The sequence below is a fragment of the Catenulispora sp. GAS73 genome, from assembly GCF_041262085.1.
GTDB lineage: Bacteria > Actinomycetota > Actinomycetes > Streptomycetales > Catenulisporaceae > Catenulispora.
This window is the reverse complement of sequence record NZ_JBGCCM010000003.1, coordinates 189,165-203,255: the sequence shown is the minus strand read 5'-3', so window position 1 is coordinate 203,255 and position 14,091 is coordinate 189,165. Positions and strand designations below refer to the sequence as shown.

Here is a 14,091-nt window from a genome sequence, read left to right as displayed (position 1 = left end):
TGTTTAGTCCATGTCTGTTGCGCTCTGACATGCCGATTTCTCGCGCAAGGTCGTAAACATTGAGTACTAATCTGATAGCCATCGGGCCGCGCCGGAGCCGGTCGGTGTGGCGGCCTGCGGCTCTGCGCGCCGCAGTCGTCGCGATGGCGGCGGTGCTGTGCGCGTTCGGCTCGGCGATCTGGATCGAACATCGCGCGCATCTGCAGGTGGACATCGTGATCGCGGCCGTGGCGATGACGATGACGTTGGGGCGCGTTCAGCTCGGCGTCGCTCATCGGGACCGGTTGATCGGTACGGCGGTGGTCGCGGTGGCCGCGGCGGGCGCTTCCGAAGTCAGCTCTCTGCTACTGCGGTACCCGTTCTTCGGGGATGCGGCGTTCACTGCAGCGATGGCCGGCGTGATCTGGATCCGGCGCTTCGGGCCGCGGGCGACGAAGGCTGGGACCGTGGTGGTGGTTCCGTTCATCACGCTGCTGGTCACGCATGCCGAGGGGGTTCCGGCGCACGCTGCGAGTTATGACTTGTGGTGCGCGCTGATCGCGGTGGTCGCAGCCTTCTGGGTTGCGGTGTTTCAGCTTGGCGGCGCGGCGATGGGGTTTCGCGAGCAGCGCTCTCGACCATCGGTACCGGCGCCTCTCACCACTCCGTCCAGCGCCGGTCGCATTCCGGCCAGCACGCGCATGGCCTGCCAGATGGCCGTCGCTCTCGGCGCCGCTTTCCTTTTCGGCCACACCGTTTTCCACGATCACTGGCCGTGGGCGGTGCTCACCGCGTTCATCGTCTGCAGCGGCTCGCGGGGACGTGGGGACGTGCTGCACAAGGGCGTGCTGCGTGCGGCGGGGGCGGCTGTCGGGACGGTGGTCGCCACCGCGATCGCCGGGGCGTTTCCGCCCGGGGATCGCTGGTCGGTGGTGATCATCTTCACGGTGCTGGGGCTGGCTAGCTGGCTGCGTGAGATCAGTTACGCATTCTGGGCCGGTAGCGTGACGGCGGCGTTGTCGCTGCTGTACGGGTACTTCGGGCAAAGCGCGCCGTCACTATTGGAGACGCGCCTGGAGGCGATCGTCGTCGGCGCGGCGATCGGTATCGCAGCGTCCTGGTTCCTGCTGCCGGTGCGCACCGGGAGCGTACTCAAGCGCCGGCTGGCCGACGCGCTCGCGGCGCTGAGCGCCTTCCTCGGCGCGCCGATGGGCGACGCGGGCGAGGTCCGGCGGCGCCAGGCGCACTTCCAGCACGCCGTCACGCAGTTGGAGCAGATCGCGAAGCCGTTGCGGGCGCAGCGGATGCTGTCCGGCGCGTCCGACCGAGCCGACGCCGTCGACCTGCTGCACGGCTGCGTCGAGCCGGTCGGGACCCTCGCCGGGGTGTTCGCCGGCACCAAGGCCGACGCCGTACCGGAGTGGGACCCGCTGCGCCGCGCTGTTGCGGCAAACGTCGGGGCGATCCGCCGGGCCCTCGGCAACAAGCCCGGCGCCCCGTTTCGAAGGATCGAGCCGCAGGCCGATTCCACCGCGACCTCAGCGCTCATAGCAATGGATACGGCCCTCACCGGACTGGCCGAGTCAGCACTCCTGACTTGGCAGCCCTCTGACTCACCGGCCGAAGCGCCGCCCGCAGCACGGCACGTCCCAGCCGACCGCTCAGTTCCCCCACCCGGTGTCCGCGCCCCGAAACGCGCCGACGATCGAGCGGCCGAAGGACCGCACGGCGGCGCCTCCGTCGTACCGGACACCGAGGACGCCTCGGGCTGCCCGCGTGGATGATGGCATGGCGGATCTCCCTTTCAGGGTGGATGGGAGTGGCGGCGGCCCGACGCCGTTGGCACTGTTTACTGCCTGGTAACCAGGCTCGCACCGAGGCCTCTAAGAGGCCTAACACCGCCCTAACAACGGCGGGCGGGAGGGCTGGGGCCAGGCAGATCGGGCGCCGCGGGTTCCGCAGACGCTCACGGTGGCGATTACCGATCGCGGGCGCGCTGGCAACCCGGCCGCGGTGAACCGGAACGGGCCGCCCTGCTCGACGGGCCGGCTAGTCCGCGGGAAGTTGATCGGTCCCGGACGGCGCGTAGGCGATCAGCCGTGCCTTCTGGCGCTCGCGGGCCGCAGCGAGTTGCGCACTGAGGTCTTCGTGGTTGTGCCTGGTCCGGATCGTCCCGGCGAAGCTGGTCTCGGCGAGCCCTGCCAGTTCGCGGAACACGAACAGGCGACGGATTTCCTCCAGTTCCGGCTCGGCGGAACATTCCCACACCCGGTCCTGTGCCAAGAGCAGGTCGAGGTCGTCGCGCGCGTGGCACAACTCGCATGTGCGGGGGGTTTGGATTTCCGCCAGCAACAGCTCCTGCAACGCTTCCCGAAGTGGCTCTGGAGTACTCGTGCTTCTGCACCAGCGGTCGAACGCGGAGGAATGGTCTTCCCAATGGATGCGGATGAGCCCCTGCTCCCGGATCTCCTCTACGCCATCCTCACCGCGATCCACCAGGTGGGCGCGGAACAGCAGCGCCTCCTGGCCTCTCACCCCGATCGCCGGGTGGTCATCCGGGTTGAGCTCCCATTCCAGCCGGTACACGCGAGTCGCGGCTCCGGGCAGCAAGTCGACCACGCACTCGACGTGGCGGGGATCATCGTTCGGAAGGGTCACCGCGTCGCGCTCCGGTCCCAGCTCCGATCCGTCCTGCGCAAGGTCGCGGTAGCGCAGCAGACTTACGCGCGGCAGGAAGCGGCGCAGCCGCAGGGTCATACCGGCTTCGAGTTCCGCGGGCCGGACAAGGATACGAGCCTGGCCGTGTACGGTGCCGACGAGCTGGTCAATGACGGACTCCACCGTCAGTTCGGGATACTGCTGGCTCGATGCCGTCACCGGGTCAGCCTAACGGGCGGCGCGTAGGTCGTCACTGAGCAGGCGGGCCACCCCCGCGAGGAGGACCGCGAGGTGTTCGAACCCTCCCTCCGGCTCGACAACCCGGCGTACCGGCAGCCCGGCGAGACTCGCCAGCTGCTCCTCTGTTCCCGGCGGGTGGTGGCCGGTCAGCAACAGTCCACTGTCAGCCGCCTGCCGGGCGACCTCTGGCGGCGCATCGCTCAGCACCTGCGCCACCAGGTCCGCCACCGGCTGGTAGGCGGGCGCCAGGACCGTTCGCAGGTCCGTCTGCGACACCATGACCTTGCCTGACTGCTGAGGGAGGATGACGTTGCCGTCCTCTGCGATCGCCCTGCCGTAGACAGGCCGGGGACCTGTCACCGTCAGCTCGGGGACGAACGAGCCGCCGCCGACAGCGGCGCTCCACGCCTCCTCCAGGCTGACGTCGAACCGGTGCTCCGCACGCAGGTGTGCGATCACCGCCTCGGCCAGACCCCACGCGCCGCCCGCCGCGAGGCCGCCGGTGACCACCTCGCGTCCGGCGACGACGGCGACCGAGGTGCGCCGCGAGTCCAAGTGCACCACGACGGCCACGGCCGGCTCCGGGTCCAGCCCCGCCCCGACGAGGGCGGCCACCGCCTCCTCCACCACCGTGACCGTCGCCGCGGGCCACAACTCCCGGACCGTGTCCACGGCCGGCCCCACACCGGGGTGCGCACGGGCTCCCGGCGCCACGAGAACCACCGACCCGATCGGCGCCCACAACTGTGCCGGCCTCACCGTGCCGGCCAGCACCTCCGCCGCCAGCGACGCGTCCACCCCCGAGTCCGGATTCCACGCCAGCTCCACCACCAACCGCGTGGACCGGCCGCTGCGGCCCGTCACCTCCACCCGAATGGGGTCCAGGGCCCACCAGTGCACGTCCACGCTTCTATCCCCGCGTCTCGTCCGGTAGGGAGATCTTAGGTCGGAGGCCGAGCCTCAGCCGGTCAGCGTCGCGACCGCGGCCATCCACTGGTGATCGCAGGACCCTGATGCCTGGAAGCTCCCCGAGCCCACGCTCTCGTAGGCCGTCGCCAGCTGGTCCGCCGGAGACACAACAAGCGTCGGCAACGCGGTGAATCCGGAAGACCACGTCGCGTTCTCGCCGCCCTGCACCCCCGCGACCCCGAAGACGATTCCGCCGCCGGAAGCCGAACCCGATGCGAACGGGCCAGACGCCGCAGACGCCGAAGAGTGCCCGCCGATGCCGGTCACGCCGGAGAAAACATCGACCGCGACATGATGCTCCGCTGTGCTCGGAAACGTGAGGGTCACCGACCCGCCAGCACCGAGTGCCTTCGCCCCGACCGCGGCGAGAATCAGGGTACGATCACCCGCCCCATCACTCTGATCCGCGACCACCGAGTAGCCGTTGCCCGCGCTGTCGGACGCTCCCACACCCCCCGAGTGCGTATTGGTGAGCATGACCGACACCACCAACGTGTCCCCGCTGGCCGATGACCCCGACGTCTGCAACGTCACCCGCATCGGATCCGGCGACGACGACGCCGCACTCGACGCCAACCGCCCGACGTATGCCGGAGCCTTCGCAGCCTGCTGCGAAGGCGGAGCGCTGGGCCCGCCGGTCCCCACAGCGCTGGGACCGCCACCGCCGGAAGGCGCCGAGCCCGACGGCCGGCCCGCCTTGCTCGCACTGGACGGACCACCCGGCTGCCCCGCGCTCGTCGGCCCACCGCCCGCACTGCTCTGACCACCGGTCGGACCCACCGAACCGGCCGAGCCAAGCGAGCTCGGAGCCGTGGCACTCCCGGTCGCCGCACCCCCGCCGCCCTGCTCCGACGTCGACTGCCCCGCCGCACCACCGGCCAGGTCAGCCCCGGACGGCGTGCCGTTCCCGGTCTGCGAACCCTGACGCGCAGAAGACGATGGCGCGTGCGACCCGCCGCCACCGACTGCGAGCACCCCACCGACGACGGCCACAGCCACGACCAGCACGGCCGCACCGCCGACGATCACCATCCGACGCCGCCGATCAACGTCTCGGGCCCCGGCCGCAGCAGCGACATCCGCCGGCCCGAACGCGACAGCGACCGTCTCAGCCTCCGGCGAAGGCTCCGAAGGCAACGGCAGCGCCCTGCCAGCACCCGCTCCCGCACCCGCACCGGCGGCACCGGCACTGCCAGCGGCACCCCCACCGGCCTCGCCCTTGTCCTCGCCCTTGCCCCCAAGCTTGTCCGTACCCACGCGAAGCCCCCGAATATTCAGATCATCCAAACGCCGACAAACGAGCGACTGATCGTATCCGTACAGTCGTCGCCTGCAAACACGCGGACGAACCGAACCCCTACGAAGCCAACCCGAGCAGCTTGTCGGCATTGCCATGCGCGATCTTCGCCCGGTCCTCCTCCGACAGGTACGAATCGGCCAGAAAAGCCACCGCACCCTCGTTCCCCAGCATCGGGAAGTCGACCGAGTCGATGATCCGATCCACCCCGACCGTCTCGACGCAGTACCGCAGCTGCGCCTGATTGAACATCCCGCTCGGCGTGATGAACACGTTGTCGCGGAAGTACTCCCGGAACGTCCGGTCCAGCTTCGTCAGATGCCGCGGCATCGCCTCGTCCAGCCGATCGAGGTAGAACGGGATGAACTCGCCCCAGTGCCCAAGAACGAACTGCAACCCCGGATACCGGTCCAGAACCCCGGCCAGCACCAGGTGCAGAAAATGCACCGCCGTCTCCTGGTGCCACCCCCAACCGGCCAAACGGAAGAACGACGACACCACCGGCGACAACCCACGACCGTAATCCGACTCACCGACAGCCAACGGCGGCGGAGCAGGATGCAGGTAGATCGGCACGTTCAGCGCGTCGGCCGCACGCAGTATCGGATCGAACCTCGCCTCATCCAAGAACTCGCCATCCGTACGCCCCAAAATCATCGTCCCCACAAAACCCAACTCCCCGACGCACCGCCGCAGCTCGTCGCCCGCCGCCTCAGGCACCGCCGTCGGCAACGTCGCGAACGCCGCGAACCGGCTCGGATGCTCCCGCACCGCACGCGCCGCAGTATCGTTGGCCGTCCGGGTCAAAGCAGGCGCCACATCCGCCGGCAGGAACATGTTCAAGCAGGACAGCACCTGCGTGGTGATCCCGTTGCGGTCCATATCGGCGATCCGCGCATCGCCGATGTCCCGCAACAGCTGAAGCCGTTCCGTATAGGGATTCCCAGGAGCGAACAGCTCCGCGTTCGCCGGAACGAGTTCGGCCACGGTCGGCGCCCCGGCCGCGGCGATCGCCGGATCGGTCCAGTGTTCTTCGAGCGTGACGATGCGCATCACTACCACCTTGTCGTCTCGACATCTGTGTCTTCATCTGTGTCTTCACCACCCACGATGGCCCCGACGAGCGATAAGCTCAAACACTTGTTTGTGATCGACCGATCAGTTCTGCTGATAGGAGACTCCGAGTGGAACTGCGGCACCTGAAGTACTTCATCGCCGTCGCCGAGGAAGGCGGCTTCAGCCGCGCCGCGCGTCGGCTGCACGTCGTGCAACCCACGCTGAGCATGCAGATCCGCGACCTGGAGAACGAGCTGGGCGGCCCGCTCTTCGACCGCGGCGCACGACGGACCAAGCTCACGGCAGCCGGCGAGGTGTTCCTGGTCGAGGCCCGACAGGTGCTGGCGCAAGCCGAAAGAGCGCAAGCGACGACACGCCTGACGCTGGAGGGCCGCTCAGGCACGGTCCGCATCGGCGTGGCGGGCGCCGCGGTGCTCGGCGGCATGCTGGCCGACCGGATCCGCGCGTTCCACGAGGCCCGGCCGCTGGTGCGGATCGAGCTGCGCGAGGCCACGCCGCTCCGGCAGCGCGCGGCGATCCTCGCCAACGAGCTGGACGTCGGCTATAGCGCCCTACCAGCGCCGCCCGACGAACCGCGGCTGGCATCACTCCCGGTCAGCTCAGTGGGGTTCGTGGTCGCACTGCCCACTGGACATGCCCTGGCCGACCACGAAAGGCTGACGGTCAAGCAGATCGCCGGCGAGGACCTGATCGAGTACGCGGTCGGCGCGGAGCCGGACGATCAGGTCCCGGACGCGCTGCGCCGCGCCGGCCTGGCCCTGCCGCCGTCCACGTCCCGCCACCGCGCAGACAGCACCCTGACAGTACTCGCGCTCGTCGCCGCGGGCGTCGGCGTCGCCGTCGTCCCGGCGGGGGTACGAAGGGCTGCCGTGCCGGACGTCGTCTACCGGCCGCTCGCCGGACCGGGCCTGGAGGTGGGGTTCCATCTGCTGTACCGGGCGACCGAGACCGATCCGGCTGTCTCGGCCTTCTTGGAGGACCGGTCCTCTTAGCGCGTTCCTACAGTTGGCCCCAGGGCCAAGGGAGGGACGCCGTGGACGAGCAGCACTACTGGCAACAAGAAGGCGCCGAGTCGAACCAACCGACCTGGCAGCAGCAGCCGAATCAGGGCACGCCGACAGTGCAGTTGGGCACGTGGGCTGCGGGACCGGCTCCAGCTCCCGTTCCAGGTTGGGCTTCGGCTCCGGTACGTAACCAGCAGCGGAAGCGAAGACTGCTGCTCGCATCCGGCATCGGCGCACTGGCCGCCGCAGTCGTCGCCGCCGTGACCATCCTGCCGGGCCTGTCCACGCATCACGGCGAGACCGGCTCCGCCGCCGCCGTCCCCAAGCTGCACCCGGCCATATCGCAGGCCCCGTTCATGGCCGCCCTGAACACCCTGGCGGTCGCACCCGAAGTCCACTACCGCAGCACCGTCGACGGCGACCCGATCGACATCCGCGTCACCAGCCACGGCGAGTCCGTCGGCACCATCACCGACAGCGGCGCCGCCATCAGCCTGCTCAGCGTCGCCGGCAAGCTCTACATCAAGCCGCCGGCGTCGGGCCTGCCCGGCGTGACGAACAAGGCCCAGCTGGCGGCGATCAGCGGCAAGTGGCTGACCGGCAAGGACGTCGACACCCTGCTCGGCGACCGCCTCTCCCCCTTCGTCCCGCCCGGGCAGCTGGCCGAGCGATTGGCCGCGGCCCTGGCCGCGAGCCACGATCTGCCGTCCGATTCCGATCCCGGAACCGTGGTCGACGGTGTTCGTGTCCTGACAGCGAACACCTCGCTCGGCACCTTGTCAGTGTCCAGAGACGCCCCGTATCACCTCGTGTCGCTCGGCGACGGCTCGTCGTCCCCGCCCCCGGCGAGCGACGGCTCCCCGACAGCGGCGGCGGCAGCCTTCACCTGGACCGGAAGGCAAGCTCCCGACACCGACTTCCCCAGCGATCCGGCCAACGAGCCCGACGCCACCGCCGGCGAAATCCTGAACGACACCAAGCAGCTCAGCACCGCCGTCAACAGCGACCTCCAGTTCAAGCTCCAGGGCAACGGCCAGATCAGCTGCAACGCAGGGGGCTGCCAGGTCAGCGTCACCGTCAGCAACACCATCGACCCGACCACGGCGAACGCGAAGATCACCGGCGGCCAGATCGCGGCGGAGCTGCACGCGGACATCAGCATCGAGGGCGAGCCGGCAGGGTCCTGCGACTCCAGCGGCCAGCTCCCGCTGAACAACTCCGCCACGATGGGCTGCTCGGACCCCGGCGCCGGCGGCGTGTTCACGTCCGTGGACGCCGAGAAGAAGGCGGCGGCCGAGGCGCAGTCCAGAGCCGAGAACGGCGCCGAAGTCCCTTACTACGTGCACTTCAACGGCGAGTACTACGTCTACGCCACGGCCCAGGTCTCCGTCGACCAGCTCGTGCAGGACGAGGAGAACCAGCAGGCTGACGACAAACAGGAAGACCCCTGCTCGACGTCGAACGCCGTGCCGAGCGCGTTCCGCATCGCCGCCCCGGGTCCGGCTCCAAGCTGTTCGACGACAGCGCGCCTGGTCGGCCCGGACGGAAAGCCGCTCGCCAACCCCGACCCGATCGCGACCAAGCTGAAGAACTACGTCGACAAGGCCCTCAACGACTGGAACACGGGCAAGATCGGCTACACCCGGGACAACCTCGCGTCCATCGCCAAGTCCAAGAACCCCACCGCCCTCACCAACGCGCTCAAGGGCAGCATCCTCGACGACTATGTCAAGACTCTGACCGAAAACGACCCCTCGCTGCGCAACCTGTTCGGAGCACGAAGCGGCGACTACGGCCCAGACTGGATCAACGCGGGCACCACCGGCGCGACCCGCTGGTACGACCTGACGACCCGGAAACAGTGGTCCAACCACGTGAAGAAGTACACGAAGCCCTTCGGGGCGGGCATCGGAATCCTGTGGAACTGAGGCCGGGAACCGTCAGCGCAGCACCGCCGACAGCAGATCGCCGCCAAGCGCGGTCAGCACTGAAGCGTCCAGCGCGTAGTACACATACCGCCCGCGCCGCTCGGTCACCAACAGCCCCGCCTTCCGCAACACCGCGAGGTGCCGCGAGACCTCCGGAGGCGTCAACCGCCAGGCGTCGGCCAGTTCGCCCGTAGTGTGCGGGCTCCTGGCCATGGTCCGCACGAGCCGGAGCCGCACCGGATGCGACAGCGCCTGAAGCCGCCGCTCGATGACGTCCATCGGCACCGCACGCATCGCCACGCTCGGTTCGGCGACCGGATACTGCATCACCGGTCGCCAGCCGGCGGCGTGGACCGCGACCAGATGCGGGCTGCCGAACACGCTCGGGATGAGCGTCATCCCGACGCCCCGCGCGGTCGTCGCGTTGTCCTGCAGCTTGTCCACGACGATGCACTCGGCGCCGTCCCCCAGCGAAGTGACCGCCACCGCGCCGGACACCGAGGCCAGAGCCCGACCGATGCCCCCGCGCTCGCGCAGATCCGTCTTCACCTGCGCGTCGGCCGCCAGCCGCACCACCACGTCCCGCCACGCGGCGTCGAAGAACGCCTCGGCGCACTGCTCAAGTGTCTGGCGCACCCGCTGCCGCACCGCGGCCGGATCGGCCAGCAGCCGCTCGGCGAACGCCTCCTGCACCGCGCCGCGTGCCTGAGCCTGGTCCAGCGCACGCTCGCGCGCCGCGTCGTCGGTGAGCGGCGAGGCCGCGCCGAAGTGGACGCGGTTGCTGCCGCACGTCGTGACCAGCGCCGACAGCACGTACGCCTCGTCGTCGATGAGGTCGACGTCGTCCAGTTCCTCCTTCAGAGTCGGCTTCGGCCGGGCCGGGAGGAGGAAGTCCGCACGCGAGGAGCGCCACAGGAACTCGGCCTCCTGAAGGCGCTCGGCCAGCTCCGGACGCAGCGCCGCGCGGACGCCGGCGGCCCGGGACGCGAAGTTCGGGTGGTGCTCGGTGGCGGCCAGCGCGTGCAGCATCGCGGTCAGCTCGGCCAGCGGGGAGACGGCGAACCGCAGCCGCTCGGGCGGCATGCCGGTGATGTCGATGCGCAAGGTCACGTGACCATTGTCGCTGGTGGCGGTGCTGAACGCCGCGTCGGTTGACGCGTTTCGTCAACTCACGTGACCGGTCGTCGGACGGTCCGCACCTTTGAGCCATGACCATGAGCGCGCCAACCGTGCCGGACGACACCACCGAAGCCGGCGCCGCCCCGAACGCCGCCGCCTCCTCGTCCAATGCCGCCCCGGCCGCCGCCGCCGCGTCCGACGGCTCAGCTCCCGCCGCGCGACCCCGCGTGAGCGCACGCAGCCTGCTGCGCGCCTCCGGCGGACCCCGTTACGCCGTCGCGCTGCTCGTCGACTCCTTCGGCAACGGCATGCTGCGGCCCTTCCTGCTGCTCTACGGCATCGACGTCCTGCACCTGTCGGCACCGACCTCCGGCGCCGCCATGACCGTCGGCATCATCGCCGGCCTCGCCGCGACGCCAGTCGCCGGCCGCTGGTTGGACACCGGCGCGCGCAGCACGGTTGTGGCCGTGGCGATGCTGATCCGAGTCCTCGGAACGGTGTTGCTGCTGGCGGCTCCGACCGGCAGTGTCGTGCTGTTCACAGCGGCCGCGCTGTTCCTCGGGATCGGGAACCAGACGATGCCCACGGCGCACTCCGCCCTCATCGCCACCATCGCGAAGGGCCGCGAACGGGACGCGGCCAGCGCCGCCGCGCGGTCGGTGCGCAACGCCGGCATGGGCCTGGGCGCGCTGGCCGCCACCGCCTGCCTGGCCGGCGGTCCGACCGCGATGCGCTGGCTCGCCGTGGCGACCGGGTTCAGCTTCCTGGGCTCCGCGTCGCTGGCCTGGTCGGTCCACATCCGCGCGCAGTCGACGTCCGCCGAGACTGCCGAGGTCCGGCCCGGGCCCGGCCCGGCTCTGCTCACGCTGCTGGCGGCGAACGTGATGTACGTGTTCTGCGTCAACGTCCCCGAGATCGCGCTGCCGTTGATCCTGGTGAAGCTGCTGCACGCCTCGCCGGCCTGGGCCGCCGGGATCTTCGTGACCAATACGGCGCTCGTGGTCGCCTTCCAGGTGCCGGTGACCATCTTCCTGGCGCGGTGGCCACGCAGCGTCGCCCTGGCAGCGTCTGGGGTAGTGATCGCTACGTCCTATGGGGGATTCCTACTCGCCTCGGACCTCGGCCACAGTTTCGCGGCAGCTGCCGTCGCGGGCGTATCAGTGCTCTGCACCTTCGGCGAGATCATGTACGCCGGAAGCATCGGTCCTCTGCTGGTGGCGATCACTCCGGCGCCGATCCTCGGTCGCACCTTGGGCCGCTTCCAGCTGTCCAACGGCGTGGGACTGGCCATCTCGCCGACGGTCATCGCTGTCCTGGCCTCGCACGGCTCGGCCGCGCTGTGGCTGACGCTGGCCGCCGGGACGCTGGTCGCTGCCTGGTCGGTTCGACAGTTGTCAGACCACGAACAAGCCTGAGCCCCGCCCAGGCGCCGACGCAGCGGCACCGGCGTGGCCGGAGCGCTACTGTGGACTGCCGACCCAGCCCTGAAGCGGCTGGTCGTCGGGCCACAACTGGACCGCCTTCTCGGCGGCGGCGCGGATGGCGGCGCCGTCGAGTTCGTGGCGCACCTCGGTGATGCCGTGGGCGAGCCAGGATACGACGATGGTGACGGGGCCTTCCGGAGGCAGCGGGTGGATCCAGTAGGTCATGTCGTAGGACCGGCCGCCGCCTCCGCCGCGGCTTGAGAGCAGGACCGCTTCGTCGGGATCGACTTCGTGGTCGGGCGTGAGGTGAGGGCGCGGCTGGTTGGAGGCGGCGCGGCGGCCGTCGGCGAACAGGACGCCGATGCGGAAGTCCTGCGTGGGATCGCCGGAGTCGGGTGTGACGGTGTTCCGCACATAGTCCCGGCGGCGACGGCGGCCGTGGGGGTCGATCCGCTCGATGTCGTCGCGAGTCCGGATGTGAATGGAGAAGTCGAAGCCGTTCGGATACACCGACAGGCCGCCGATCGCGATGGCGAGCCGCTCCTGGTGGACGATGATCGCGTTCTCGGCCATGTCCGCCGGAATCACTGCGTCGGGCTTCATCCACGTCGGGCGCGGCGGCAGCGGGGGTTGCTCGGGTGGGGGTGCGGGTTCTGGGAAGCTGTCGAAGAAGTCCATGATGCAACGATGGTAGAGGGCTGATGTCTAGGCGGTGCGCTGGGGCACTCTTCGGCCAGCGCCGAATTCAGTGCAGAATCTGGCGCAGCGCCGAGCCGAGTTCGCCGGGTTCGGTGGACCGCCAGGCGACCACGCCGTCCGGACGCACGAGCGTCGCACCGGCCTCGGCGAGCTGGTAGAGCTTGCGCACCGTATCGTCCACCGGGATCAACGTGACCGCTGGCCGGACGCCGGCCGCCGCCGCCCTCCACTCCCCCTCGCGCCCCGCCGCCGCCAGCAGCACGAAGTCGCGGCCGAACAGGTCCCGGGTCGAGGTGCCGTCGGGCAGGACCGCATGCGGGGCGCGGGTTCCGGGGCGTGCCGTCGGGGATTCGGGGTCCTCGAACGGGCTGTCGGCGGTGTGGCCGGGTTCAGCGAGGAACGCGCCGCTGGGATAGACGTAGCCGAACAAGCCGCGCGCCGGATCGACGAGCTCTGCGACGCTCTCGTCGGCCAGGGTGGGGTCGACGCGCTGGACGAAGTTGGCGTACTGCTGCTCGGTCAGCATGTCGGCGTAGGGCCGGCGCTCCGCGTCGTGGCTGTCCAGCAGGCTGTCGTCGGCGTCGCCGGACAGCACCGCGGCCAGCTTCCACGCCAGGTGGAACCCGTCGAGCACGGCCGCGTTGCCGCCCTGGCCGCCGGTCGGCGGCATTAGGTGCGCGGCGTCGCCGATCAGCAGGACCCGGCCGGAGCGGAAGGTGTCGGCGACGCGGGTGATCCAGGTGCCGCTTCGGGTCCAGGCGATCTCGACGTCACTGACCCGCAGCCCGGGATCGCCGGCGGCGGTGCGGATGTGCTCGGCTAGGCGGTCGGGTTCGGTGTCCTCGACGCTGAATCCGCCGCCGATCACGAAGCGGTCCGGCTCGTCGGTGGTGGCGACCGTGACCGACCCGGAGGGCAAAGCGGCGTTGTGCAGGTGCCACAGCCCGACAGCCGCGCCGTCGAGAGCCGCGGCCAGATTCGCGCGGAAGGAGGCGAACATGACCGAGGACTCCGTCTCGCGCTGCCGTCCGTGAGCGCCGATCCCGGCCGCGTCACGGATCGTCCCCTTGTGACCGTCGGCGCCGATCAGGTACTGCGTGACGGCACGGGAATCGGTGCCGTCCCGAGTGCCACGCAGCCGGACGACGACTTCATCAGACTTCTGATCGAAGGACTCGACCTCGGTGTCGAACAGGATCCTGACACCGAGCTCGACCGCCCGGTCGGCGAGGATGCGCTCGGCGCGCTGCTGGCTGACCATGCCGGCGCGCTGCGGCGAGAAGCGTGAGAAGTCGGGCATCGTCTGCGCGAAGTCGCGGTAGACACGGCCGGTCATGCTCTCGGCGATGAGGATCTTCATCTCATTGCGGCCGGGCGGCTCGGCTGCGGCGAAGCGCTCGGCGAGGCCCGCGACGGCCAGCGCCTCCATGGTCGCCGGCATCTGGCCGCGCGCCTTGGGCTGCGTGGACAGGCCCGAGTGGCGCTCGACGACGAGGGTGTCGATGCCGTGCAGGCCCAGGAACACGGCCGTGGACAGGCCGGCCAGGCCCGCCCCGACGATCAGGACGGACGAATTCAGCGCGGCTGACGTGGCTGAGTTGGCTGAGTTGACTGACGCGACTGGCGTGGCGGACATTGCACGCCTCCTCCCGACGGCGTAAATTGTTTCCACGGATGGAAACTTTCGATCCATCGAA

12 protein-coding genes are annotated in these 14,091 nt (G+C 69.9%); 5 read left to right on the top strand and 7 right to left on the bottom strand.

Annotation, left to right across the window (positions count from 1 at the left end; genetic code table 11):
• The first annotated feature begins 59 nt into the window (after positions 1–59).
• The gene (locus tag ABH935_RS05875) at positions 60–1,763 is read left to right on the top strand and encodes an FUSC family protein (RefSeq protein ID WP_370376728.1); all 1,704 of its coding nucleotides are present in this window, start codon (positions 60–62) and stop codon (positions 1,761–1,763) included.
• Between the two features lie 265 nt (positions 1,764–2,028).
• Here the strand turns inward: ABH935_RS05875 and ABH935_RS05870 are convergent, their stop codons facing one another.
• Genes ABH935_RS05870 through ABH935_RS05860 form a run of 3 tightly spaced genes read right to left on the bottom strand, consistent with a single transcriptional unit; the run spans position 2,029 to position 4,323 of the window.
• Positions 2,029–2,856 (bottom strand): hypothetical protein, encoded by an 828-nt coding sequence (locus ABH935_RS05870; protein WP_370376727.1) that lies wholly within the window; start codon positions 2,854–2,856, stop codon positions 2,029–2,031.
• A 9-nt stretch (positions 2,857–2,865) separates the two neighbouring features.
• Positions 2,866–3,783 carry a rod shape-determining protein gene (locus ABH935_RS05865; protein ID WP_370376726.1) on the bottom strand — a complete coding sequence of 306 codons (918 nt, stop codon included), beginning with the start codon at positions 3,781–3,783 and terminating at the stop codon, positions 2,866–2,868.
• A 54-nt stretch (positions 3,784–3,837) separates the two neighbouring features.
• Positions 3,838–4,323, bottom strand: a complete 486-nt coding sequence (locus ABH935_RS05860) for a hypothetical protein (RefSeq protein ID WP_370376725.1) — start codon at positions 4,321–4,323, stop codon at positions 3,838–3,840.
• Between ABH935_RS05860 and ABH935_RS05855 the strand changes: the two genes are divergently transcribed.
• On the top strand, positions 4,322–4,609 hold the full coding sequence (locus ABH935_RS05855) for a hypothetical protein (protein WP_370376724.1): 288 nt from the start codon (positions 4,322–4,324) through the stop codon (positions 4,607–4,609). The two genes, ABH935_RS05860 and ABH935_RS05855, sit on opposite strands and share 2 nt — an antisense overlap.
• Before the next feature lie 594 nt (positions 4,610–5,203).
• On the opposite strand, the gene ABH935_RS05850 is transcribed toward ABH935_RS05855, so the two are convergent.
• The gene (locus ABH935_RS05850; protein ID WP_370376723.1) at positions 5,204–6,196 is read right to left on the bottom strand and encodes an amidohydrolase family protein; all 993 of its coding nucleotides are present in this window, start codon (positions 6,194–6,196) and stop codon (positions 5,204–5,206) included.
• A 131-nt stretch (positions 6,197–6,327) separates the two neighbouring features.
• Here ABH935_RS05850 and ABH935_RS05845 point away from each other — a divergent pair, with 131 nt between their 5' ends.
• Both ABH935_RS05845 and ABH935_RS05840 read left to right on the top strand, forming a co-directional pair.
• Positions 6,328–7,212 (top strand): LysR family transcriptional regulator, encoded by an 885-nt coding sequence (locus ABH935_RS05845; protein WP_370376722.1) that lies wholly within the window; start codon positions 6,328–6,330, stop codon positions 7,210–7,212.
• A 41-nt stretch (positions 7,213–7,253) separates the two neighbouring features.
• A complete protein-coding gene (locus ABH935_RS05840) occupies positions 7,254–9,152 on the top strand; it encodes a hypothetical protein (RefSeq protein WP_370376721.1) in 1,899 nt (632 codons plus the stop codon).
• Between the two features lie 12 nt (positions 9,153–9,164).
• Here ABH935_RS05840 and ABH935_RS05835 read toward each other — a convergent pair whose 3' ends face one another.
• A complete protein-coding gene (locus ABH935_RS05835) occupies positions 9,165–10,262 on the bottom strand; it encodes a DUF5937 family protein (protein WP_370376720.1) in 1,098 nt (365 codons plus the stop codon).
• A 104-nt stretch (positions 10,263–10,366) separates the two neighbouring features.
• Here ABH935_RS05835 and ABH935_RS05830 point away from each other — a divergent pair, with 104 nt between their 5' ends.
• Positions 10,367–11,686: an MFS transporter gene (locus tag ABH935_RS05830; RefSeq protein WP_370376719.1), complete on the top strand. Its 1,320-nt coding sequence runs from the start codon at positions 10,367–10,369 to the stop codon at positions 11,684–11,686.
• Between the two features lie 45 nt (positions 11,687–11,731).
• Here the strand turns inward: ABH935_RS05830 and ABH935_RS05825 are convergent, their stop codons facing one another.
• Entirely contained in the window at positions 11,732–12,373 is a 642-nt protein-coding gene (locus ABH935_RS05825; RefSeq protein WP_370376718.1) for a hypothetical protein, read from the bottom strand.
• 67 nt (positions 12,374–12,440) lie between these two features.
• Positions 12,441–14,030 (bottom strand): FAD-dependent monooxygenase, encoded by a 1,590-nt coding sequence (locus tag ABH935_RS05820; RefSeq protein WP_370376717.1) that lies wholly within the window; start codon positions 14,028–14,030, stop codon positions 12,441–12,443.
• Positions 14,031–14,091 lie beyond the last annotated feature (61 nt).

Bases quoted from the DNA above. Each gene is read 5' to 3' on its own strand.
- ABH935_RS05850 (WP_370376723.1), bottom strand. From the start codon at position 6,196: ATGCGCATCGTCACGCTCGAAGAACACTGGACCGATCCGGCGATCGCC.
- ABH935_RS05855 (WP_370376724.1), top strand. From the start codon at position 4,322: ATGACCGACACCACCAACGTGTCCCCGCTGGCCGATGACCCCGACGTC.
- ABH935_RS05830 (WP_370376719.1), top strand. From the start codon at position 10,367: ATGAGCGCGCCAACCGTGCCGGACGACACCACCGAAGCCGGCGCCGCC.
- ABH935_RS05825 (WP_370376718.1), bottom strand. From the start codon at position 12,373: ATGGACTTCTTCGACAGCTTCCCAGAACCCGCACCCCCACCCGAGCAA.
- ABH935_RS05860 (WP_370376725.1), bottom strand. From the start codon at position 4,323: ATGCTCACCAATACGCACTCGGGGGGTGTGGGAGCGTCCGACAGCGCG.
- ABH935_RS05820 (WP_370376717.1), bottom strand. From the start codon at position 14,030: ATGTCCGCCACGCCAGTCGCGTCAGTCAACTCAGCCAACTCAGCCACG.